At 49.6% G+C, this 21,176-nt stretch carries 20 protein-coding genes; 12 read left to right on the plus strand and 8 right to left on the minus strand.

From position 1 onward, the window contains the following. The first annotated feature begins 32 nt into the window (after positions 1–32). From CPZ25_RS01130 to CPZ25_RS01170, 9 genes are all read left to right on the plus strand, one after another. Entirely contained in the window at positions 33–245 is a 213-nt protein-coding gene (locus CPZ25_RS01130; RefSeq protein WP_074616129.1) for a hypothetical protein, read from the plus strand. Positions 246–586: 341 nt separating this feature from the next. Beyond that, on the plus strand, positions 587–1,303 hold the full coding sequence (locus CPZ25_RS01135; RefSeq protein WP_074616128.1) for an isoprenyl transferase: 717 nt from the start codon (positions 587–589) through the stop codon (positions 1,301–1,303). A 13-nt stretch (positions 1,304–1,316) separates the two neighbouring features. Next, positions 1,317–2,120 carry a phosphatidate cytidylyltransferase gene (locus CPZ25_RS01140; RefSeq protein ID WP_058695008.1) on the plus strand — a complete coding sequence of 268 codons (804 nt, stop codon included), beginning with the start codon at positions 1,317–1,319 and terminating at the stop codon, positions 2,118–2,120. Positions 2,121–2,132: 12 nt separating this feature from the next. Next, a complete protein-coding gene (locus CPZ25_RS01145) occupies positions 2,133–2,951 on the plus strand; it encodes a M50 family metallopeptidase (protein ID WP_058695007.1) in 819 nt (272 codons plus the stop codon). Between the two features lie 287 nt (positions 2,952–3,238). After that, positions 3,239–4,303, plus strand: coding sequence for a flavodoxin-dependent (E)-4-hydroxy-3-methylbut-2-enyl-diphosphate synthase (gene ispG / locus CPZ25_RS01150; RefSeq protein ID WP_058695006.1), 1,065 nt, complete (start codon positions 3,239–3,241; stop codon positions 4,301–4,303). Continuing rightward, a complete protein-coding gene (locus CPZ25_RS01155) occupies positions 4,304–8,413 on the plus strand; it encodes a PolC-type DNA polymerase III (RefSeq protein WP_096919409.1) in 4,110 nt (1,369 codons plus the stop codon). A gap of 475 nt (positions 8,414–8,888) precedes the next feature. Next, positions 8,889–9,785 (plus strand): 2-hydroxy-3-oxopropionate reductase, encoded by an 897-nt coding sequence (garR, locus tag CPZ25_RS01160; protein ID WP_096919410.1) that lies wholly within the window; start codon positions 8,889–8,891, stop codon positions 9,783–9,785. 9 nt (positions 9,786–9,794) lie between these two features. Then, positions 9,795–11,228, plus strand: coding sequence for a four-carbon acid sugar kinase family protein (locus CPZ25_RS01165; protein WP_058696401.1), 1,434 nt, complete (start codon positions 9,795–9,797; stop codon positions 11,226–11,228). 171 nt (positions 11,229–11,399) lie between these two features. Then, positions 11,400–12,065, plus strand: coding sequence for a cyclase family protein (locus CPZ25_RS01170; protein WP_058695003.1), 666 nt, complete (start codon positions 11,400–11,402; stop codon positions 12,063–12,065). 65 nt (positions 12,066–12,130) lie between these two features. On the opposite strand, the gene CPZ25_RS01175 is transcribed toward CPZ25_RS01170, so the two are convergent. From CPZ25_RS01175 to CPZ25_RS01210, 8 genes are all read right to left on the minus strand, one after another. Continuing rightward, positions 12,131–12,853 carry a FadR/GntR family transcriptional regulator gene (locus CPZ25_RS01175; protein WP_096919411.1) on the minus strand — a complete coding sequence of 241 codons (723 nt, stop codon included), beginning with the start codon at positions 12,851–12,853 and terminating at the stop codon, positions 12,131–12,133. A 130-nt stretch (positions 12,854–12,983) separates the two neighbouring features. After that, on the minus strand, positions 12,984–13,610 hold the full coding sequence (locus CPZ25_RS01180; protein ID WP_058695001.1) for an ABC-2 transporter permease: 627 nt from the start codon (positions 13,608–13,610) through the stop codon (positions 12,984–12,986). Between the two features lie 11 nt (positions 13,611–13,621). Next, positions 13,622–14,257 (minus strand): ABC-2 transporter permease, encoded by a 636-nt coding sequence (locus CPZ25_RS01185; protein ID WP_096919412.1) that lies wholly within the window; start codon positions 14,255–14,257, stop codon positions 13,622–13,624. After that, entirely contained in the window at positions 14,254–15,120 is an 867-nt protein-coding gene (locus CPZ25_RS01190; RefSeq protein WP_096919413.1) for an ABC transporter ATP-binding protein, read from the minus strand. Before CPZ25_RS01190 ends, CPZ25_RS01185 begins: the two co-directional genes overlap by 4 nt. Further along, on the minus strand, positions 15,120–15,497 hold the full coding sequence (locus tag CPZ25_RS01195) for a GntR family transcriptional regulator (RefSeq protein ID WP_058694999.1): 378 nt from the start codon (positions 15,495–15,497) through the stop codon (positions 15,120–15,122). Before CPZ25_RS01195 ends, CPZ25_RS01190 begins: the two co-directional genes overlap by 1 nt. 92 nt (positions 15,498–15,589) lie before the next feature. Then, complete coding sequence (locus CPZ25_RS01200; RefSeq protein WP_096919414.1) at positions 15,590–16,429, minus strand: ATP-binding protein; 840 nt, start codon at positions 16,427–16,429, stop codon at positions 15,590–15,592. After that, complete coding sequence (locus CPZ25_RS20640; RefSeq protein WP_096919415.1) at positions 16,426–17,118, minus strand: helix-turn-helix domain-containing protein; 693 nt, start codon at positions 17,116–17,118, stop codon at positions 16,426–16,428. The genes CPZ25_RS01200 and CPZ25_RS20640 overlap by 4 nt, the downstream gene beginning before the upstream one ends. 625 nt (positions 17,119–17,743) lie before the next feature. After that, positions 17,744–18,874 carry a glycerol dehydrogenase gene (locus tag CPZ25_RS01210; RefSeq protein WP_096919416.1) on the minus strand — a complete coding sequence of 377 codons (1,131 nt, stop codon included), beginning with the start codon at positions 18,872–18,874 and terminating at the stop codon, positions 17,744–17,746. 148 nt (positions 18,875–19,022) lie between these two features. On the opposite strand from CPZ25_RS01210, the gene CPZ25_RS01215 reads away from it, so the two are divergent. From CPZ25_RS01215 to CPZ25_RS01225, 3 genes are all read left to right on the plus strand, one after another. Then, entirely contained in the window at positions 19,023–19,586 is a 564-nt protein-coding gene (locus CPZ25_RS01215; protein ID WP_096919417.1) for a GNAT family N-acetyltransferase, read from the plus strand. 59 nt (positions 19,587–19,645) lie between these two features. After that, positions 19,646–20,413, plus strand: a complete 768-nt coding sequence (locus CPZ25_RS01220; protein ID WP_074616119.1) for a DeoR/GlpR family DNA-binding transcription regulator — start codon at positions 19,646–19,648, stop codon at positions 20,411–20,413. 184 nt (positions 20,414–20,597) lie between these two features. Further along, positions 20,598–21,167: a glycerol-3-phosphate responsive antiterminator gene (locus CPZ25_RS01225; protein ID WP_083336992.1), complete on the plus strand. Its 570-nt coding sequence runs from the start codon at positions 20,598–20,600 to the stop codon at positions 21,165–21,167. Positions 21,168–21,176: the final 9 nt, after the last annotated feature.

Consider the following 21,176-nt stretch of genomic DNA (forward strand, 5'->3'; position numbering starts at 1 on the left):
TTATAAATTTGTTTAGTGAGGAGATGCTTAATATGTTAGGAAAGAAGCCGATTTTAAAATTTGTCAAGGTACAGGGTGAGGATGCGCCAACCGAATTTCTGGAAATGGAGCTTACTGAGTTCACCTGGCCTAAAGGCGGTGTCGGCATTTGTCCGGTATGCGGCGCTAAAGTAAATGGCAATGGAAAAGACTGGGTTTGTGAAAACGAAGAATGCGGTCTGCATTTAAACGGTCCTATTTTTTAGCAGGTAAAAGAATGCCTCTCGGGGCATTTTTTTAATGTCCGATAAAGTAAAAACCCCTGGTACAATACCAGAGGCCTTTGGGAAATGTGTGAAAATGAGAATTATATAATATAGCACGTTTTACGAAAAATGTAAAGGGCTCTTGGATAAAAAATAACATATTTTTTATTAAGTATAACATTAATATAATAAGGTTTGTTCTACATGGGTAATGGGTATTGAATGTTAACTTTATTTTGAAGCTTAAACAAAAGATAAATTATTAATCTGTCCGAAGTGTTAATTTACAAAAGAGCTCAAATAGATTATAATGTTACAAGATACAATGAATGAGGTGTGACATGGGAATAGAAGACTATAATATATCAGAAGAAAATATGCCGGTGCACGTTGCCATTATTATGGACGGCAATGGGCGTTGGGCCAAACAGCGCAGAAAACCAAGGCTGTTTGGCCATAATGCCGGGATGAAGGCATTGCATAATACGGTGCACCTGGCCTCTGATATGGGAATAAAAATACTGACAGTGTACGCTTTTTCTACAGAAAACTGGAAGCGCAGTCAGGAAGAGGTCGACGGGCTAATGCGGATCGCTGTCGAATATTTTATGAAGGAAATCGCAGAGCTGCACCGCAACCATGTGAAGGTTCGGATCATCGGTGAAAAGAGCCGTCTACCGAAGGATGTTCAGAAATCAGCGGCTAACGCGGAGTCTCTGACAAAGGACAATGACGGTTTGATTTTAAACGTCGCTTTAAATTATGGCGGACGGGATGAAATTGTGCACGCGGTCAGGGAAATTATGGCGGAAGGGACAGCGCCGGAGGATGTGACTGAGGAGATGATCTCAGCCCACTTGTATACAAGAGATCTGCCGGACCCGGATATTATGATCCGGACCGGCGGAGAAAGCCGTCTCAGCAATTTTCTGCTCTGGCAGAACGCTTACACGGAGTTTTTCTTTGATGATATCTGGTGGCCGGATTTTGACGACGACGCCTTTTATAAGCTGATAGAGGCTTATCAGCAGAGAAACAGACGCTTCGGCACGGCTTAGGCGGGAGGTTGAGATGCAAAAGAGAGTATTGACGGCAGTTGTTGGATTGCCTGTTCTTTTCGGTTTGCTCTATCTGGGTGGTTACTTTCTCTTTGTGGCCTGTCTCGTGCTTTCTGGAGTTGCTTTGATTGAATTTTCAGGCGCCTTTAACCGGCAGCTTGAGAACAAGATCAGCCTGCCCTTTGTTGAGATTTTGAGTGTGATTATTCTGGTATCCATGAAGCTGGACTACTATTCGCTGGTTCCGACGCTCATGGTCGTCATGATCATTGTATTCTGTTTTGAAATATTAAATGGAAAAACAGATATTTACCGCGGGATTATAACGTTTTTTGGATTGATTTACATTCCAGTGCTGTTTGGTTATCTGATGATGTTTGAAAATATTAAGCTGGGCATCTACTATATGTGGATGGTTTTTGTCATTGCGTTTTCGACCGATACGGCGGCCTATTTTGTCGGGCGCGCCATCGGTAAAACAAAGCTGGCGCCGGAGATAAGCCCTAAAAAGACCATTGCCGGAGCCGTTGGCGGTTTGATTACCTCGGCTGTCTGCATGGTGCTTTACGGCGTCATCATGAAATTTGGCTTTCAGATGGATCTGCCGGTTTATTTATATGCGGCGGTCGGCTTTGTGGGCTCCATTGCGGGCCAGTGCGGCGATTTGACAGCCTCCATGATTAAACGTAAGATGGGCATTAAGGATTTTGGAAAGATACTGCCTGGACATGGCGGCATTTTAGACCGCTTTGACAGCATTCTTTTTATCATTCCCCTTGTTTATATTTTCGCAACCTACACCGCTGGACTTGCGTGAGGTATTAAAATTATGACTATATTAACAAATGTGTTGATGGTTCTGCTGACACTGCTTATTTTATCCATACTGGTAGTGGTTCACGAATGGGGCCATTTTATCGCCGCCAGAAAGGTTGGCGTTTTCGTCGAGGAATTTTCCATTGGCATGGGTCCGCTGGTTTATTCAAAGCAGGGGAAGGAAACCCAGTTTTCGATTCGGGCGCTGCCGCTGGGCGGCTTCTGCAAAATGCGAGGAGAGGGCGATACTGGTGAGTCGGATGAGGACACAGCGGCAGAGGACGCTGAGGTTCGGGAACCGATCGACCCGGATGATCCCAGAAGCTTCTCCAACAAGACAAAGGGACAGCGCTTTATCATTTTAGTGGCTGGCGCGGCCATGAACATCGTGTTCGCCTTTGTGCTGCTGGTGCTGATTTATCTGTTTAAAGGAGCCAATATTTTACAGGCCTTAGGCCTTGGCCTGGAAACTACAGGCAAATTTGGGATCACCATCTACCAGAGCCTCTATATGCTGGTGACCGGACAGGTGGGGATGAACGATGTGGCAGGCCCTATCGGCATGGTCAGCATGGTGCACGACTTTTTCCAGTATGGAATCATTGCGCTGATGTCTTTTACGGCTTTAATTTCAGTCAATTTGGGCGTCATCAATTTACTGCCGCTGCCGGCGCTTGACGGTGGACAGATTATGATTATCATTATCGAAAAGCTGGTTGGACGGGATCTTGATCCTAAAAAAGCAAACATGATCAATTACATCGGTTTTATGGCCCTGATGCTTTTGGCTGTGGTCATTGCGGTGAATGACGTGATGCGGATAATCGGCTGAGGATTCAGTTGGATATCGTTGTTTGCTGAGAGGAAAAGATTTAGAGAGCAGCTCTTGTAGTTGAAAATGGAAAGTGGAAAGTTTTGGTGCAAATATGCGCTGCACATTTGATTAGATAGCGGCCTGTGCCGCTGTTTAACTCGCTTTTTCGTCAGAAAAAGGGTTCAAAAACGATCCACTATCAACGCTCAATTATCAGCTAAAATCAAGGATACGTTTTGCCCCAATGAAGCAGCAGTGAATTGGGGCTTTTAATTTTGAAAATATTAATAAGTAAGGTGAAAAATATGGAAATACGACGTCATAAAACCAGAGAGGTACCCATCGGAGACCGTATGATCGGGGGAGATCATCCCATACTGATCCAGTCCATGACCAATACAGACACGAGAGATGTTCAGGCGACGGTGCGCCAGATAAAGGATCTGGAGGCTGCCGGCTGCGACATCGTGCGGGTGGCTGTGCCGGATCTGGAGGCAGCCAGAGCCATCGCAGACATAAAAAAACAGATATCCATTCCACTGGTGGCAGATATCCATTTTAATTATGAGCTGGCGCTGGAAGCCATTAAGGGAGGCGTGGACAAGCTCCGGATTAACCCTGGGAACATCGGGGATAAGGAGAAGGTGCGTCTGGTGGTGGAAGCGGCCAAAGCGGCCAATATTTCTATCCGTATCGGGGTGAACGCGGGCTCTTTGGAAAAGGAGCTGCTTGAAAAGTACGGGCACCCCACACCGGAAGCCATGGTGGAAAGCGCTGAAAAACATATCGCTTATCTCGAGGAGCTGGATTTTAACAACATTGTCGTATCCATGAAGGCATCGGATGTGCGTTTTACCATTGACGCTTACACACTTTTTTCTGAGAAATACGATTATCCAGTGCATCTGGGCATTACGGAGGCCGGCGTCCTGCGGACATCGGCGGTTAAATCGGGCATTGGCATTGGCTATATGCTGTTAAATGGTATCGGGGATACGATCCGGGTATCCATCACGGGCAATCCGGTGGATGAAATCTATGTGGCCAGGGATATTTTAAAGTCCATTGGCATGTACCAGAGCGGAGAAGGCATGGTGGAGGTTGTCTCATGTCCGACCTGCGGACGCACAGAGATTGACCTGATCGGCATCGCGGAGGAAATGAACCGCCGACTTGTGCATGTGAAAAAGGACTTGAAGGTCGCGGTGATGGGCTGCGTGGTCAATGGCCCGGGAGAGGGAAAGGAAGCGGATATCGGCATTGCCGGTGGAAAAGGAAAAGGGGTTCTTTTTAAAAAAGGGGAAATTTTTAAAACAGTGGCAGAGGACGAAATCATTGATGCCCTGATGGAAGAAATCAAAAGAATGTAGGTGGACGCCTTGAATCCGATTATACACAAACAAAATGATTTGGAAGAACTCATTAAAAAATACGGGCTTAAGCCCCAGCGTGTCGAGGTGAATTCTGCGAGCCAGGAGCTGGTTTTTACCTTTAAAACCCGAATTCCTGAATGTGACAGCATCTCGGTCCAGAGAGAGCTCGTGGATATTTTTGATTATACCAAGAGTCTGAGCGTTATTATCTCGCCAGAGGATGAGGGAAATAAAGAAACCGGGACGAAGCAGTCAGTCCACAAGCTTATGGAAAATGTGGATTATGACGCGCTGGCCAAAAAGAAAGAGGATGCGCTCAATAAGCGCTTAAAAGTTATAAAGGATACCCCGCCGGCCAAGGCAGGTAGCGGCGCGTCCGGTAAAAAGGATGGCAAAGAGGAGGAAGCCCGAGTGCTGGGCGTTGGCGAAGTGGTTATGGGGGACAGAATCAAGCGTCCGGCCCAGTCCATGGGAGAAATTGACTTTAGTACCGGCGCGGTGCTTGACAGCACCAACATCGTGGTCAGCGGCCGGGTCTTTGGCATTGATTCCAGGGAAATTACTGATAAAACGACCCTTTTTACCTTTAACATTACCGATGAACACGGCAGTGTCTCCTGTAAGATTTTCGCCCGGAAGAAGAATGTGGGCATGATCAAGGAAAATCTGAAAAAGGACCGCTGGTTTAAGGTTGAGGGCAATATCAATTATGATGAGTACTCCCACGAAAAGGTGCTGACACCTAAAAATATGGAGGTGGCCGCAGCGCCGGTAAGGCGTGACAACGCAGAGGAAAAACGTGTCGAGCTTCACCTTCACAGCCAGTACAGCTCCATGGACGCGGTGAGCAAGGTGGCTAAAATTATGAAGCAGGCCAATGATTTTGGTCATGACGCCATCGGTATCACTGACCACGGCGTGCTTCAGGCTTACCCTGAAATGATGTCCCTGAGCAAAAAATACGGCATCAAGGTGCTGTACGGCGTCGAGGGATATCTGGTGGACGATGACCAGTATATTGTAACCGGGGAACAGAACGAAAGCTTTGAAGGCGAATTTGTTTTCTTCGACCTTGAGACCACTGGCCTGATCCCAGGCAAGGACAATATCATCGAGATCGCAGCGGTCAAGATTAAAAACAAGCATATCGTGGATACCTTCTCCAAGATCGTCAACCCGCACCGCCCCATTCCGCCGTTTATCACCAACCTTACTGGGATTACCAACCAGATGGTAGAAGCCGGAGAGGAAGAAGCGGCGGCGGTCAGGGCCTTTCATGAATTTTGCGGCGATCTCATTCTGGTGGCCCACAACGCAAAATTTGATATGGGCTTTATGGAGATTGCGCTTAATGCGCACCATCTGGAGAACAATATCACCTATATTGATACACTCGCCATGTCCAGGACGCTGATTCCAACCATCAACAAGCATAACCTCAAAAAGCTGGCGAGTTATTTTAAGGTAGATATGGGACACCACCACCGGGCTCTGGACGACTCGGTGTGCTCGGCGAAGATTTTCGTCAAGCTCATGGAGCTGGCCCAGAAACAGGATGTGGATGAGGTGGCCGGTCTCAACGGCCTGATGGACGTAGAGCAGATCATAAAATCCGGCGATACCTACCATATTATTATTTACGCCAAAAATCAGGCGGGGCTGAAGGACCTGTACAAGCTGGTTTCCGAGGCGCACATCAATTATTTTTACAGAAGGCCCAGGATACCGAAATCCCTGCTGGCAGCCCACCGGGAAAATCTGATCATCGGCAGCGCATGTGAGGCCGGGGAGCTCTACAAGGCAGTGCTGAAGAATGTGCCCAAGAACCGTCTGGATGAAATCGCTGATTTTTATGATTATTTTGAGGTACAGCCTCTGGGAAATAATGAATATCTCCTTCGGAATGAGACCGTGCACTCCATGGAAGAGCTGGCTGATGTTAACAGGCGGATCATTGAGCTTGGGCGGGAAAAGGGCAAGCTGGTGGTCGCCACCGGGGACGTCCATTTTGTGGACCCCAGCGACGCTTATTTCAGAGAGATTCTGCAGGCCGGACAGGGCTACAAGGATTCCCATGAGCAGCCGCCGCTCTACTACCGCTCGACCCAGGAAATGCTGGATGAATTCACCTATGTGGACCCGCAGACCGCCTATGAGCTGGTGGTTACCAATCCGCGCAGGGTGGCGGAACTGTTTGACGACGTGAAGCCCATACCCGACGGCACCTTCCCGCCCATCATTGAGGGCTCGGATGATGAGATCCGGGATATGGTTTATAAAAAGGCCCATGAGATGTACGGTGACCCGCTGCCAGACATTGTGGAGCAGCGCGTGAAGCGTGAGCTGGACTCCATTATCGGCAACGGCTACTCGGTCCTGTACCTGATCGCCCAGAAGCTGGTGCACCATTCCCTGGAGGATGGCTATCTGGTCGGTTCCAGAGGGTCGGTCGGATCGTCGCTGGTTGCCATGTTGTGTGGGATCACAGAGGTTAACTCACTGGCGCCTCACTATGTCTGCCCGAACTGCAAGCATTATGAGTTCTTTGACAGCACAAAGGTAGGGGTGGGGCCTGACCTTCCCAACGCCGATTGCCCGGAATGCGGCCATCCCATGAATAAGGACGGCTTTGATATTCCCTTTGAAACCTTCCTTGGATTTGAGGGCGACAAGGAGCCGGATATTGACCTTAACTTCTCAGGCGAAAACCAGCCAGAGGCGCACCATTACACAGAGGTGCTCTTTGGCGAGGGCAAGGTCTACCGCGCCGGAACCATTGCAACACTGGCGGATAAGACAGCCTTTGGCTATGTGAAAAATTTCTTTGATGAAAATGGTGTCACCGCGCCGCGAGCAGAGATGGAACGTGTGATTGAGGGCTGCGCCGGCGTTAAGCGTACCACAGGCCAGCACCCCGGCGGGGTTATGGTGGTGCCAAAGGATAAGGATATCTATGACTTTACGCCGATCCAGTACCCGGCTGATGACCGGGAATGCGGCACCATGACGACCCATTTCGATTACCACTCCATTTCCGGGCGTCTCCTGAAGCTCGATATTCTGGGCCATGATGACCCGACCATGCTCCGCATGCTCAAGGATATCACAGGCCTCGACCCGCAGGAGATTCCGCTGGACGACGAAAAGGTCATCAGCCTGTTCACAGGAACCAGCGCCCTGGACCTGAAGGAAGATGATTTTGACATTCCTCTTGGAACCTGCGGGATTCCAGAGTTTGGGACCAACTTTGTCCGCCAGATGGTGCTGGACACCAAGCCCACGGCCTTTTCGGACCTGATCCGTATTTCTGGCTTATCCCACGGGACAGACGTCTGGACCAACAACGCTCAGGACCTTGTGCGTTCTGGAACCGCGACCATCAAGGATGTTATCTGTACCCGTGACGATATTATGCTTGGCCTCATCTCAATGGGACTGGCGCCCAAGGAGTCCTTCAGTATTATGGAGCATGTCCGTAAGGGGAAGGGCCTGACAGATGAAGAGGAAGCTTATATGAAGGAAAACAATGTGCCGGCCTGGTACATTGATTCCTGTAAAAAGATCAAGTACATGTTCCCTAAAGCCCACGCGGCAGCTTATGTTATGATGGCCTTTCGTATCGCTTACTACAAGGTTTACTATCCACTGGCCTACTACGCGACCTACTTCAGTATCCGGGCCAAGGAATTTAATCTGGAAAAGATGACCAACGGTAAGGAGACGGTCAAAAAAACATTGGCGGAAATCCGCGCCCAGGGCAACAAGGCCAGCAATAAGGACCAGCAGCTTCTGACCTCGCTGGAGTTGGCGCTTGAAATGTACTGCCGTGGCTTTGGCTTTAAAAATGTGGATGTCTACGAGTCCCACTACAGCGAGTTCAAAATCGTTGGAAACGAGCTGCTGCCACCGCTTAACGCCATTGACGGACTGGGGGACAAGGCGGCAATGCAGATTTACGAGGAAGCTCAGAAACGGCCCTTTATCTCCAAAGAGGATCTGCAGACCCGCGCCAAGGTCAATAAATCCAACATCGAAAAGCTCGAGCAGTTCGGCTGCCTGAACAGTCTGCCGGACTCCAACCAGATGAGCTTTATGAGTATGTTTTAAGGGCGGGGCTGTTTTGACAGAAGAAAAAGGCGATTGTATGATGCGGAGATAAAGGTTGGGCAATATGAATGGAGAATTGACAATGGGTAATGGAAAATTTTGGTACGCTTTCGCGGTTAGCTCAAGCGATTAAGCTGGCAGCCTGCGGCCGCATCTCATCAAAATGCGACGGCATTTTGCTCCTGTAATTCTCCATTTTCAATTTTCCATTCTCAATTCAAAGGCCTCTTTTTAACACTTTATCGCTTGCTTTTAAGGTTTGTCTGTACTCTGAACACGAGTATCCATCGTGTTCTTTTTTTGTTTAAGATTTCCAAAAAAGACTTGACAAAAAGGGGAAGCGGCTTTATCATTGATTTATGAAAAGCAATACATAGGACGTTCTTCGTTACACATTTAACAAATAGCGTTCTATTAAAAATTTTAGGCATAAAGGTAGGATGACCTACTAAGAAAGCAGAAAAGAGGTACTGAAATGGATCGTATGGTTGGTTTTATCGGACTCGGTATTATGGGAAAACCAATGGCTAAGAACCTGGTTAAAGGTGGATGCAGCCTTTTGGTAAACGATTTGAACGGGGAGGCAGTAAAGGAACTGACAGATATGGGCGCCCAGGCGGCAACCCTGAAAGAGATTGGTGAAAAATGTCCGGTTATTTTCACCATTCTTCCCAACGGCGGAATTGTTCAGTCGGTATTGTTTAGTGCTGACGGCGTGGCCGAGGGGATCAGAGAAGGCAGTGTTGTTGTGGATATGAGCTCTGTGACGCCTACAGAATCGAAAGTCTGCGCCGAAAAACTGGCGCCTCTTGGTGTCGATTTCCTGGATGCGCCGGTAAGCGGCGGAGAACCCAAGGCCATCGACGGGACGCTGGCCTTTATGGTCGGCGGCAAGCAGGAAGCCTTTGACAAGATGACACCCTACTTTGACATCATGGGCGCATCGGCGCTGCTGGTCGGTGAAACTGGCAGCGGCTCTGTGACAAAGCTGGCCAATCAGGTTATCGTAAACCTGAACATCGCAGCTGTATCGGAGGCGCTGGTACTGGCGACAAAGGCCGGAGCCGATCCGGAGCTGGTTTACAAGGCCATCCGCGGCGGTCTCGCGGGAAGCACCGTTCTCGACGCCAAGGCGCCGCTGATGATCGACCGCAACTTTGTACCCGGCGGCAAGATTTCCATTAACCTGAAGGATATTAAAAACGTCATGGCAACCGCCCATGATATCGATGTGCCACTGCCCATGAGCAGCCAGCTCCTGGAAATCATGCAGGCCCTGAAGGTAGACGGCCATCTGGAAGACGACCACGGCGGCATTGTACAGTATTTTGAAAAGCTGGCCGGTGTAGAAGTAAAACGCAAGGAAAAATAGGTGAGTGACATGGCAGAAAGATTAGACGCATCCATTTTAACAACCTTCAAGCCCATTCCGGAAAAAGAGGTTACTGCACAGCTGAATGAAGCCCTAAAGGGCTTTGACCGTAAAATTGTGGTTCTGGACGACGACCCCACTGGGGTACAGACTGTTCACGACATTTCCGTCTATACAGACTGGTCGGTTGACAGCATGCGCAAGGGCTTTGACGAAGAAAACAGTATGTTTTTCATCCTGACCAACTCCAGAGGGCTGACAGCACCTGAGACCACAAAGGCTCACCGGGAAATGGCTGAGAACATTTTACAGGTCGCCAGGGAAACCGGCAAAAAATTTGTCGTGATCAGCCGGAGCGACTCGACCCTGCGCGGGCATTATCCACTGGAACCGGAAATTTTAAAGGACGTTATTGAGGCGGGTTCAGACCAGAAAATTGACGGTGAAATTATCTATCCGTTCTTTAAAGAAGGCGGCCGCTTTACCATTGACAACGTGCACTATGTGCAGGAAGGCGATGAGCTGGTGCCTGCGGGTGAAACCGAGTTCGCGAAGGACAAATCCTTTGGCTACAAGGCGTCTCATCTGGGCGAGTGGTGCGAAGAAAAATCCGGCGGCAAATACAAGGCTGAGGACGTGACCTTTATCGCGCTGGAGGATCTGCGAAACCTGGAAATCGACAAGATTACAGACCAGCTCATGCAGGTGAAGGATTTCAATAAAATTGTGGTCAATTCCATCGACTACGCCGATGTTAAGGTTTTTGCCATCGCACTGGTAAAAGCCATGAATCAGGGTAAAAACTTTATATTCCGCTCAGCTGCAGCCATCACAAAGGTGCTTGGCGGCGTGCCGGATAAGCCCATTCTCAGTCATGACGAGCTGATTTTAACAGAGAACAAAAACGGCGGTATCATCGTTGTCGGCTCCCATGTCAACAAGACGACCGCCCAGCTTGAGGAGCTTAAAAACTCGGACAAGCCCATTGAATTTATCGAGTTTAACCAGCACCGTGTGCTGGAAGAAAACGGGCTGGAACAGGAAGTAGAGCGGGTGGTAGGCATTGTGGAAGCGGATATTAAGGCTGGCAAGACCGTCGCCGTTTATACCCGCAGGGACCGCTTCGACCTGGATACCGATGATAAGGATGAACAGCTTAAGGTGTCTGTCAAAATATCCGATGCGGTGACCAGCATTATCACAAACCTGTCCGTGCGGCCTAACTTTATTGTAGCTAAGGGAGGGATCACCTCCAGTGACATTGGCACCAAGGCGCTGCGGGTGCAGAAAGCGAATGTCATGGGCCAGATCAAGCCGGGGATTCCAGTATGGATGACCGGGGAAGAGAGCAAATTCCCGGGACTGCCCTATGTGATCTTCCCAGGCAATGTCGGCACCAATACCACGCTGAGAGAAGCAGTTGAGACCCTGATGGGGGACTGAAAGAGCAGTGAATAGTGGATAGTTGAGGAATGCTTTCGCCCTGCGGCCGCATATAATCAAATCTTAATCAAATCTGCAGGGCAGATTTGCACCTAAACTATCAACTATTTTAGGATTATTAACGGCCAACGCTGCCGTTTGATAAAATAAAATTTATATGAGGTGAACTTTATGAACATTTTCTTATCCTATCCATTGGACCCGAACGATTTAGCATGGCCAGGCGAACCGGTCATTAAAGTAAGACAGTGTACTGAAATCGGTGATGAAACCCCGTTCAACAGCTTTATGTCAGAGCTGCCAAACCACTGCGGCACCCATTATGATGCGCCGAAGCATTTTAATCCTGACGGGCTGAGAATCAACGAACTGCCCATTGACTACTTTGTGTTTAAGAAGGTACTGCTTTTAGATATTCCGAAAAATGCCTGCGAAGGTGTAACCATCGAGGATTTACAGAAGCATGAGGAAGAAATTCAGCAGGCAGATCTGCTGCTGATCCGTACCGGCTTTGGTGAAGTAAGAAAAACAGATCCCAAGAAATACCAGATGGAAGGCCCATTCCTGACACCGGAAACCTGCCTGTATATGGTCAACACCTACAAGAACCTGAGATGCGTGGGCTTTGACTTCCTGGCAATCGGCTCTCCCTGCAATGATCTGGCAGCGCCGGCGCACCAGAATCTGTTAGGACTGAACACTGAAAAATTCATCACTGCAATCGAAGACATGAACCTGTCCGAATTAAAGGGCAAAATCAATTTTGTCGTTGCCGCTCCGCTGCGCATTGTGGGCGTAGACAGCAGCCAGGTCAGTGTTATTGCAGACTTAGACTAAAAAAGAGCCTCCGGGCTCTTTTTTTGGTGGAAGGTTGAAAGTGGAAGGTGGAAGGTTTTGGACCTTCAATTTTCATTCTCTTTGCTGTGCCAGAAGGTCATGCTCTTTTCCACAGCGGCGTCGATGCTTTTCACATCCTTTTCCTGAATACAGCGGAGGATTTCCTTGTGATAGCCCTCAGCCTTGTCAAAAAGCTCCTGGGTATTGATGGTATCCTCAATGGACAGGGAAAAGATTTCATAGATGCCGTTGACCAGCTTGGAAATATAGGGGTTGCCGCAGATATCCGCAATGGCAACGTGAAACTTGTAATCCAGGTAGGCAGCTTTTTCCTTGTCGCCGCTCTCATAGGCCTTACGGATATCCTTGATGATCTGGCTGAGGTGGACGATATCGCCGTCGGTGGCTTTTTTCATGGCTGTGCGCAGGACCATTTCCTCCATGCACTCCCTGAATTCCACCATATCCGGGTCGCTTTCGGCCTGGAAGATGATGCTGTAGATAATGGGGTTGAACACCGTGGGGGCAATATGGTCGCACACATAGGTGCCGTCGCCGCGGCGGATGTCTACCACGCCCAGGGCGGATAAAATTTTCATGGCCTCACGCAGGGAGTTCCGTCCCACGTTCAGCTCTTCCATGAGCTCAAATTCACTGGGGAGTTTTTCCCCTACTTTAAACTGTCCGGTAGAAATGGCTTTGACGATCCGGTCGATAATCTTGTCAACAATAGAGGAGTTATCAATGGGTGAAAGGGCATTTGCCGGTTTTTTTCTGTCGCTTGGCATAAATTCAAATCTCCTAAGGTCATCTAGTAGGATGTTTGGACATCCTGTTTGCACTTTATTATAACCTACCGGCAATGAATGATCAAATGTTTATTTAAGAATCGGAACGCCTTTCTCAGGACAGCGTGCTCTACAGATCCTTATTCATAAAAATGCGCCTGGAGACCACATAGGACAGGAGGCCAAACGCCAGCACGAACACCGGGGAGCACCAGGCCAGAAGGGTGAGAGTCTGAGCTGAGAGGGGCCTTAGCGCAGGCAGATAGCTGCTGAAGCTTATAAAAATAAGAGTAGGAATCAGTACCACGATCATCAGGACATACCGGGCTTTTTCGACACCGAATTTGTAGATGATTGGCGTGGCGAGCGCGCCGAGAAACAGCGCCACCAAGGCCGAGCACAGGGTGCCGATGAGGATTTCCTCAATGGATACATGGATCATCTGGCCGATAACAAGGCTGAGGGCCAGTGTGATGACCGTGCCAAAGGCGCACAGCAGAAGGATGAAAAGGTATTTGCTTTTTACCAGGTCGGCCCGGCTCAGGGGCAGGGTCATGGCGAATTCGTCCCAGTGGTTGTAGCTGTCATAGTTGAAGCTGCTGAGGGCGCAGATCATGACCAGAATGGCGTTGACGCCTGAGAAAATACTGGTCGAGGCCATGCCAAAGGCCATAAAGATATACAGCACCATGAGCACAGCCAGTATCCTGAAATACCGGCGCATGCCGAGAAATTCTTTGATGATTAAGCCTTTCATTTTTGGTCTCCTTATAAATCTTTTTTCAGAAAGATCAGCTTGGATATTTTATAAGAGCCGATAAAAAACAGAGTGGTCAGGATCGGTACAATATACACGGAAACCGCAGCAATGGTTTCTTTGGCTGGTAAAACGATGCTGCCCCTGTCAGTCAGCAATGAAAAAATATAGCCGAGCAAGAAGGGAACAAACGCGCAGACAATCATCGCATAGCGCGCTTTTTCCAAACCAAATTGATAGATAAGCGGGGTCGTGATCGAAAGATATGCGAGCGCGAAGCTGACCGAAGCAAGGACATTTTTAATGACCGCGCTCAACCCGGCATTGGCAGAATCGTTGATGACCAGGTTGACCAGCACAATGATGAGAGTGAATGCTAAGGATAGTAAAAGCAAAAAGGCATACTTGCTTTTCACCATCTCCAGACGGGATATGGGCAGAGTAACAGCGAATTCATCCCAATGGTTATAGCGGTCATAGCTGAAGCTGTTGAAAGCACAGAATACAACGAGAAGGGCGTTGACTGCTGAGAAGAATGCGACAGAGTGTGTCAGAAGAGCCATGACGATGTATAACGCGAGTAAAATACCGATAAGCTTCAAATACCGGCGCATGGCCAGAAATTCCTTGATGATTAAGCCTTTCATTTTTCATCTCCTTTGGTATAAAACACCATGATATCCTCAAGACTGGGGATATCGACAATCATATCCCGAAAGCGGTTTCTCACGGCCGCGGGGTTTTTGATCAGAGCCTGAACGTCAAAGCTTGAGCGCTGGACGCCCACCACGTCGGTGAGTGCGAGGGATTCGAACTGGCTTGGGCTGCACTTGAGGATGCCGTAGCTTTCGATGAGCGTATCCTTGGCCTCGCTGAACAGAATCTGCCCGTCGTGGATAAAGGTGATATAGTCTGCCACCCGCTCCAGGTCGCTGGTGATGTGGGAGGACATGAGGATGGCGTGATTCTCATCCTCGATGAATTCCTGGAAGATGTCCAGAATTTCGTTGCGCACGACCGGGTCCAGCCCGCTGGTGGCCTCGTCCAGAATCAAGAGCCTGGGCCTGTGGGACAGGGCGGCGGCGATGGAAAGCTTCATTTTCATCCCCTTGGAGAGGTCCTTAAGCCGCTTGTCTGCAGGAAGCCTGAAGCGGGAGAGGAAATCCTCGAACAAGGCCTTATCCCAGGTTTTGTAGATATTGCCCATAATTTTCGTGATCTCGGGCGGGCGAAGGTCGTCGGGAAAGTTCTGGTCGGCAAAAACGACGCCCAACTCTTTCTTGATGTCTTTTTCATTCTGCGCGGCGTCCATGCCCAGAATCTGCATGTCGCCGCTGTCGGGGTGGATCAGGCCCAGCAGTGCCTTGATGGTGGTGGTTTTGCCGGCGCCGTTTTCTCCAATAAAGCCCATGATGCTGCCTGAGGGCAGATTAAAGCTGACGTCCTTCAGGGAAAAGCCGCTGTAGTGTTTGCTGAGGTTTTTAATTTCGATGGCGTTTTGAGTGTCCATTAGCTGTCTCCTTTGTAGAGTAATGTGATGAGTTCGGTGAGCTCGGAAAGGGTGAGGCCACAGCCCTGCGAGAGTTCAACGGCCTGTTCCAGGAGTTCTTGTATCTGGCGGTAGTTTTCTTCGCGGATGAACTCGGTGTTTTTCTGGGCGACAAAGCTGCCCTTGCCCGGAGCGGTCTCAATAAACCCGTCCTGCTCCAGATCGGCGTAGGCCCGCTTGGTGGTGATGACGCTGATGCGCAGCTCCTTTGCCAGAACCCGCATGGAGGGCAGGGCATCGCCGGGCCTTAGCTCGCCTGTAATGATCTTATTTTTAATCTGCGTGGTGATCTGTTCATAGATCGGCTTTCCACTGCTGTTGCTGATGATAATATCCATGGATGATCCTTTCAAAAGTTATACTGTATATATACGATATATACAGTATATACTCGCTTGAAGGACTTGTCAAGAAAAATTTTGCTGCGTGCTCAGCCCCTGCTTTCCGGAGAAAGCAGTTTACGCGCCAGTTCGGTCTTTTGCTTCTGACGGGCGGGGCGCTGGCTTTGCCCCTCGAAAAGCATGGGGCTGCACATTTCATTGATACGGTCGTAAATGCGGCGCTGAGCCATGTTTTTGGGATTTTTGAGCTGCTCGGGCGTCAGGTTGGTGGTGATGATGGTGGGCTTTCCGCTTTTGTAGCGGGCGTCGATAAGGTTGTAAATCTGCTCCAGGGTAAACTCACTCTGGCGCTCGATGCCAAAGTCGTCAATCAGCACCAGGTCATAGGCGGCCAGGCGGTCGTAGTACTGGCTCCGGCTCCGGTCGCTTTCAAACTCGCCGGGCAGGTCGTCTCTCAGGCGGGTGAGGCTGGTGCCCAGGACATTGTAGCCTTTGTCGTTCAGGACGTTGACGATGCAGCCGGCCGTAAAGGTCTTTCCGGTGCCCACATCGCCGTAAAACAGCAGGCCGATATTTTCACTGCAGCTTGTATCAAACTGGGCGACGTATCGCTTTGCTTTTTCGATGGCGCCAGGGCAGGCGCCATTGTCGGCCTCAAAGGTCATTCTGCGCATGGCGGGGTCCTGAATATGGGAGACCTTCCGTTGTTTTTTTCGTTCGGCTTGCTGACGGGCCTTAAAGGCCTGGTCGCGCTGGTCGCGGGCTTCGGTTTTGCACTGGCACAGGCAGGACACCTTTTTTCTGACGTGACCAAAAACCACCCATGTCTCCATGGGGGTGTGGCAGAGGGAACAGTGCTTAAGTCCGTCCACTTCATAGAACTCCTGGCTGCCGGCGTTGGGATTGGGGATTGTGGCTTCAAAATTCACAGGCTTTCTCCTTTGCTTGCGGTGTAATCTGGAATGGGGCTGTCTGGCTGATTTTTGTGCTTTTCCGCGTCCCGGCGGTAAAAGCTGAGAATGGTATGATAATGGCTTTTGTAGCGCTTGCTGGCGGTTTTTGGGCCAATCTGGCCAATGTACTCGTTAAGCCGGTCGATGTAGCGCAGGGTGTCGGGCTCTCCCAGACGTTCGGTGAGCCTTGCGCGCTCGTCGGGAGTGAGGGTGACGAAGTCGCCATAGCACTCTTTGAGTTGGTCTGGTTTGCTTTGGTTTGGTTTATTTAATGTGTCCGGTTTGCTGTCCGATTTACTATCCAGTTTGCTATCCAGTTTGCTGTCCGGTTTGCTATCCAGTTTGCCGTCTGGTTTTGTATCCTTTTTTGACATGCTGCCGGCTTGTGTCAGATCAATGAGCTGGTAGGTACCGCATTGGTCCCTGCGTCCATTGGTATAAGCCAGAAAACCGCCTTCACAGAGCTCCTTCCGTGCAACCTGCATCCGTGTCAGGCTGAGGCCGCTGAGCCCGCAGATTACGGAATTGGCCGCGGTAAAGCGGTCTGGGAAATACAGGTCGTTAGCGTATTCCAGAAGAATGGCATAAAGGGCAATGGCGTTTGATGAAAGCGGGCTGGCCAGTCGCTTTCTTCGGTAGGCGTTGAGCTGTTTGAGATAATCCATGTTTTTCCTCCTTTTGAGATGCTTCTACTACATACATACTTTTTTTGACAAAAATATCAACGGTTTGTTTAACGGAATTTCAAATAAAATGAAATTTTCAATCATAATAAAAGAATAAAAATGATTTAATGCCAAATGGGCAACTTTTTTTGTTCAGTTTATTCTTGTATACATAGGGGCAAATGCAGCTCCTACTATGAACATACCGAATTTTCTGAAATTGGGCGACACCTTTAAGAAATAATTCCTTTACCCTTATTTCACGTGTAGAAGCCTCTATTCATACAATGGAAAAAAGGAGGCGGATTTTACCGGATTTTGTTCAAAAAAAGAAAAAACTGGATATAATAAAAAAAAGACCGCGTAGAGCGGTCGCAGACTGTCGAAAAACTTTATCATGAGAACATAAAGCGTTAAAAAGAGGGATGTTTAATGGAGAATGGAAAATTGAGAATGGAAAATGATTGAACCCTTTTTCTGTCGAAAAAGCGATTGAAACAGCGGCCTTTGGCCGCAAATCCAATCAAAATGCGCAGCATTTTTTTCCTCTAATTCTCCATTCTGCATTCTCAATTCTCCATTGAAACAGCCTCTGGATTTAACCTTGAATCACGCGCTCGATTTTTCACACACCCGTACTCAAGCGCTCAGCCTTCCATCCCCGGCCCATTGCGTCAGCGGCCAGGATGGCATTATAGATGATTTCGGAGTTGACGGTGACAGGCTCGGCGACAATGTGCCTGGCCTTTGCGGCGCGCTCGGCTACCCGGCGAAGATCGGTCTCCATACTGGCCTCCAGGCCGATTTCGGCAAGGGTGACGGGCAGTCCCACACTGGTGGAAAAGGCCAGGACCTCCTCGATCTCCGCTTTCGGGCGGTTTTCGAGCACCAGCTGGCACAGGGTGCCAAAGGCTACGATCTCACCATGGGTGTAATTCCGGCAGGCCTCCACGGCAGAAAAGCCGCTGTTCAGTGAGTGCGCCCCTGCGCAGCCCACACATTCCACGCCCAGTCCGCTGAGCAGGGTGTTGGCCTCGATGATATTTTCCAGGGCCTCGGTACAGGCGCCGGCTTCGGCAGCCTGCTTAGCCTTCAGGCCGTCCTCAAGCAGCACCTGGTAGCACAGCTCAGACACTGCCATGCCGGCCAGGGTGGTGCGGTAGCCCTTGCCGATGCGGTTGGCGGTATTGGATTCCTGATGCGCCCGGGCCTCAAAATAAGTGGACAGGGCATCGCCCATGCCGGATACCAGCAAACGGACAGGCGCCTTAGAGACGATTTTGCTGTCGACCAGAATGAGGTCGGGATTGCGTTTGAAGTAGATGGTCTCAGCGTGGACACCCTCCTCGGTGTAGGTAACTGAGAGGGCCGAGGTGGGCGCATCTGTGGCGGCTGAGGTCGGAGCGATGACAATGGCTGCCGAAGCCTTGATCCCTGTGTATTTGGCGGCGTCGATGGTCTTGCCCCCTCCGATTCCCACGACAACATCGCTGCTGTAGCCTGAGGCGATGGCGGCCAGGCGTTCAAGCTCTGTGATAGTGGTTTCACCGCCGAATTTGACCGATTCGATGACAGCGCCGGCCGTTTCAAACTGGTCCTTTAAGGCAGGCGAAAGGGTATCGTAAAAAAACGGGTCAATGATGGCAAGCACCTTTTTTCCGTAGTCGGCTGTATAGTCCTGAAGGCGCTCAAGCTCGCCGTAGCCCTGAATGTAGCGGCTGGGGGAGCCAAATGCGCGCGTGGTGGATGTAAGCATGTGTAAAAACCTCCTGATGTAAATGAATTTGGGAGTATTATACCATATTGCCAGGGAGAGGCAAAGTCTGAAGCGCCATCTTCAACCTGGCACTTTTCACTTTAAGGGAATCCTGTTATAATAAGCTAAAAGAAAGTGAGGGATTCATATGAACCATCAGGGAACGCGCAAAATTGAAACCGGGCGACTGGTGCTGCGTCAGTTTTCCATTGACGACGCAGATGCCATGTACCTGAATTGGGCGGGAGACCCGGAAGTCACCCGTTTTTTAAGCTGGCCCACACATGAGAGCGTGAAAGCCTCCCGTGCGGTCATTGAGGAGTGGCAGAATAACGCCATCCTGCTGGACGATTATAACTGGTGTATCACCTGCAGAGAAACCGGCGAGCCCATTGGAAGCCTCGGCGTTGTCCGGATCGATGAGGCGGCAGAGGCTGTGCATGTGGGCTACTGTATCGGCCGTAAATACTGGAACCAGGGGCTTACCACAGAGGCCCTGTCAGCGGTGATTGGCTTTTTCTTTGAGGAAGTGGGCGTGAACCGCGTCGAGGCTCTGCACGCTGTTGAAAACCCGGCGTCCGGAAGGGTTATGAAGAAGTGCGGCATGACGAAAGAAGGGGTGCTCCGGGAATACAATGTGAACAACCATGGCCTCTGCGACGCCGTGATTTACAGCATTTTGTGCCGCGAATGGCAGAAAGCAGCGGGCTGAACCCTTGCAGAGCCATGAAAGAAATGGTATAGTGTTGGTAGAAAAGGGCGGTGAAGTGAATGCTGCATGTAGAACGCAGAAAAGAAATACTCAATAAAATCCTGAAAGAGGGTTCCGTAAAGGCTGACGCGCTGGCAAAAAAATACGAAGTAGGCGTGCCGACCATCAGGAGGGATTTAAAATACCTGGCAGAGGAGTACGGCATTGAGCTGACCTACGGGGGCGCCTATGCCAAGGAAAGCCTGGCCAGCCAGACCACTGTGGAGATGAACATTGCCCAGAAGAAGCTGCAAAACCTGGATGAAAAACGGATCATCGCGCAAAAGGCGGCAAAGCTGATCAAGGATGGGGATACCATCGCGCTGAACTCAGGCAGTACGGTTGAGCTGGTTCTCGATTACCTGGAGGATATGAAAAGCCTGAACGTCATAACCCTGTCGCTGAATGTGGCCCTCAAGGCCTCCACAGTAAAGGGTGTGAATGTCTTTATGCCTGGTGGGCGGCTGCGCAGTATTTCCGGTGCTTTTTATGGAAAGGATGCGGACGATTTCCTCAGGAAGTTTAACATTGACAAGGCCTTTATGGGTGTTTTGGCTGTTTCCATCCCCAAGGGCGTGACCCACAGCTCGCTGGAAGAGATCGAGGTTAACCAGACCCTGGCCGAGATCAGCCAGAAATGCTATCTCATGGCCGACTACACCAAGTTTGACAAGATATCTCTGGCCAAGATGTTCGACCTTAATATTTTCGAGGCCTTCATCGTCGATGGTAAAGAGCCGGAAATTTACAGGGAATACGCCCGTAATAACGGGATTGAGATTCTGTAAATCGTAAAAATAATTTTAATATCAGAAAAGGCTATTGACATCGATTTATAAACATGCTATTATTGAATAAATTAATACGTATTGGTTTGAGATTGTAGAAACCGCAATAAATAAATGGGAGTGCTCTCCTGTTTGTTTATCGCGGTTTTTTTCTATCTTAAATCATTGGAAAGAGGCCACTCCAATGATCACTAAGGAACAAATGAAGACTTTTAAAGCATACCCGGTTATTGCCGCTGTGCGGACGCCAGAGAATTTCAGGCAGGCCCTCGAGTCAAAAGTGCGGGTGCTGTTTATGGTAGGAGGCGATTATTTTAAAGCAGAAAAGCTGATTAAGGAATTTAAAGAACGAAATGGACTGGTATTCCTGCACATGGACCTGATTGAAGGCATTGGACGGGACATCGGCGGCATTCGATACGCGGTGGAGCACACCGGAATTGATGGCGTCATCTCGACCAAAAGCCATATTCTGAAGCTGGCGGCTAAGGAAAATCTGATCACCGTGCACCGGATTTTCCTCATGGACAACCAGGCGCTGGAAAGCGGCATTAACCTGTTTAAGGCGTCGAAGCCGGATATTATCGAGCTGACGCCAGGGCTGATCCCGCGGATCGTGCGCAAGGTAAGCAATGAATTTGATCAGCCTGTGATCACAAGCGGGCTGGTTTCAAAGCCGAGCGACGTTAAAACAATGATACAGGCAGGCGCCATGAACATTGTGTGCAGCTGCGAGGCGCTTTGGAATTTGTAAAAAGGAGAG

This window comes from Eubacterium maltosivorans, assembly GCF_002441855.2.
GTDB classification, from domain to species: domain Bacteria; phylum Bacillota; class Clostridia; order Eubacteriales; family Eubacteriaceae; genus Eubacterium; species Eubacterium maltosivorans.

What these genes read in the sequence shown, in the direction of transcription:
- CPZ25_RS01130 (WP_074616129.1), top strand. Translation starts at nt 33, where the DNA reads ATGTTAGGAAAGAAGCCGATTTTAAAATTTGTCAAGGTACAGGGTGAG.
- CPZ25_RS01135 (WP_074616128.1), top strand. Translation starts at nt 587, where the DNA reads ATGGGAATAGAAGACTATAATATATCAGAAGAAAATATGCCGGTGCAC.
- CPZ25_RS01140 (WP_058695008.1), top strand. Translation starts at nt 1,317, where the DNA reads ATGCAAAAGAGAGTATTGACGGCAGTTGTTGGATTGCCTGTTCTTTTC.
- CPZ25_RS01145 (WP_058695007.1), top strand. Translation starts at nt 2,133, where the DNA reads ATGACTATATTAACAAATGTGTTGATGGTTCTGCTGACACTGCTTATT.
- ispG (WP_058695006.1), top strand. Translation starts at nt 3,239, where the DNA reads ATGGAAATACGACGTCATAAAACCAGAGAGGTACCCATCGGAGACCGT.
- garR (WP_096919410.1), top strand. Translation starts at nt 8,889, where the DNA reads ATGGATCGTATGGTTGGTTTTATCGGACTCGGTATTATGGGAAAACCA.
- CPZ25_RS01165 (WP_058696401.1), top strand. Translation starts at nt 9,795, where the DNA reads ATGGCAGAAAGATTAGACGCATCCATTTTAACAACCTTCAAGCCCATT.
- CPZ25_RS01170 (WP_058695003.1), top strand. Translation starts at nt 11,400, where the DNA reads ATGAACATTTTCTTATCCTATCCATTGGACCCGAACGATTTAGCATGG.
- CPZ25_RS01175 (WP_096919411.1), bottom strand. Translation starts at nt 12,853, where the DNA reads ATGCCAAGCGACAGAAAAAAACCGGCAAATGCCCTTTCACCCATTGAT.
- CPZ25_RS01180 (WP_058695001.1), bottom strand. Translation starts at nt 13,610, where the DNA reads ATGAAAGGCTTAATCATCAAAGAATTTCTCGGCATGCGCCGGTATTTC.
- CPZ25_RS01185 (WP_096919412.1), bottom strand. Translation starts at nt 14,257, where the DNA reads ATGAAAGGCTTAATCATCAAGGAATTTCTGGCCATGCGCCGGTATTTG.
- CPZ25_RS01190 (WP_096919413.1), bottom strand. Translation starts at nt 15,120, where the DNA reads ATGGACACTCAAAACGCCATCGAAATTAAAAACCTCAGCAAACACTAC.
- CPZ25_RS01195 (WP_058694999.1), bottom strand. Translation starts at nt 15,497, where the DNA reads ATGGATATTATCATCAGCAACAGCAGTGGAAAGCCGATCTATGAACAG.
- CPZ25_RS20640 (WP_096919415.1), bottom strand. Translation starts at nt 17,118, where the DNA reads ATGGATTATCTCAAACAGCTCAACGCCTACCGAAGAAAGCGACTGGCC.
- CPZ25_RS01210 (WP_096919416.1), bottom strand. Translation starts at nt 18,874, where the DNA reads ATGCTTACATCCACCACGCGCGCATTTGGCTCCCCCAGCCGCTACATT.
- CPZ25_RS01215 (WP_096919417.1), top strand. Translation starts at nt 19,023, where the DNA reads ATGAACCATCAGGGAACGCGCAAAATTGAAACCGGGCGACTGGTGCTG.
- CPZ25_RS01220 (WP_074616119.1), top strand. Translation starts at nt 19,646, where the DNA reads ATGCTGCATGTAGAACGCAGAAAAGAAATACTCAATAAAATCCTGAAA.
- CPZ25_RS01225 (WP_083336992.1), top strand. Translation starts at nt 20,598, where the DNA reads ATGATCACTAAGGAACAAATGAAGACTTTTAAAGCATACCCGGTTATT.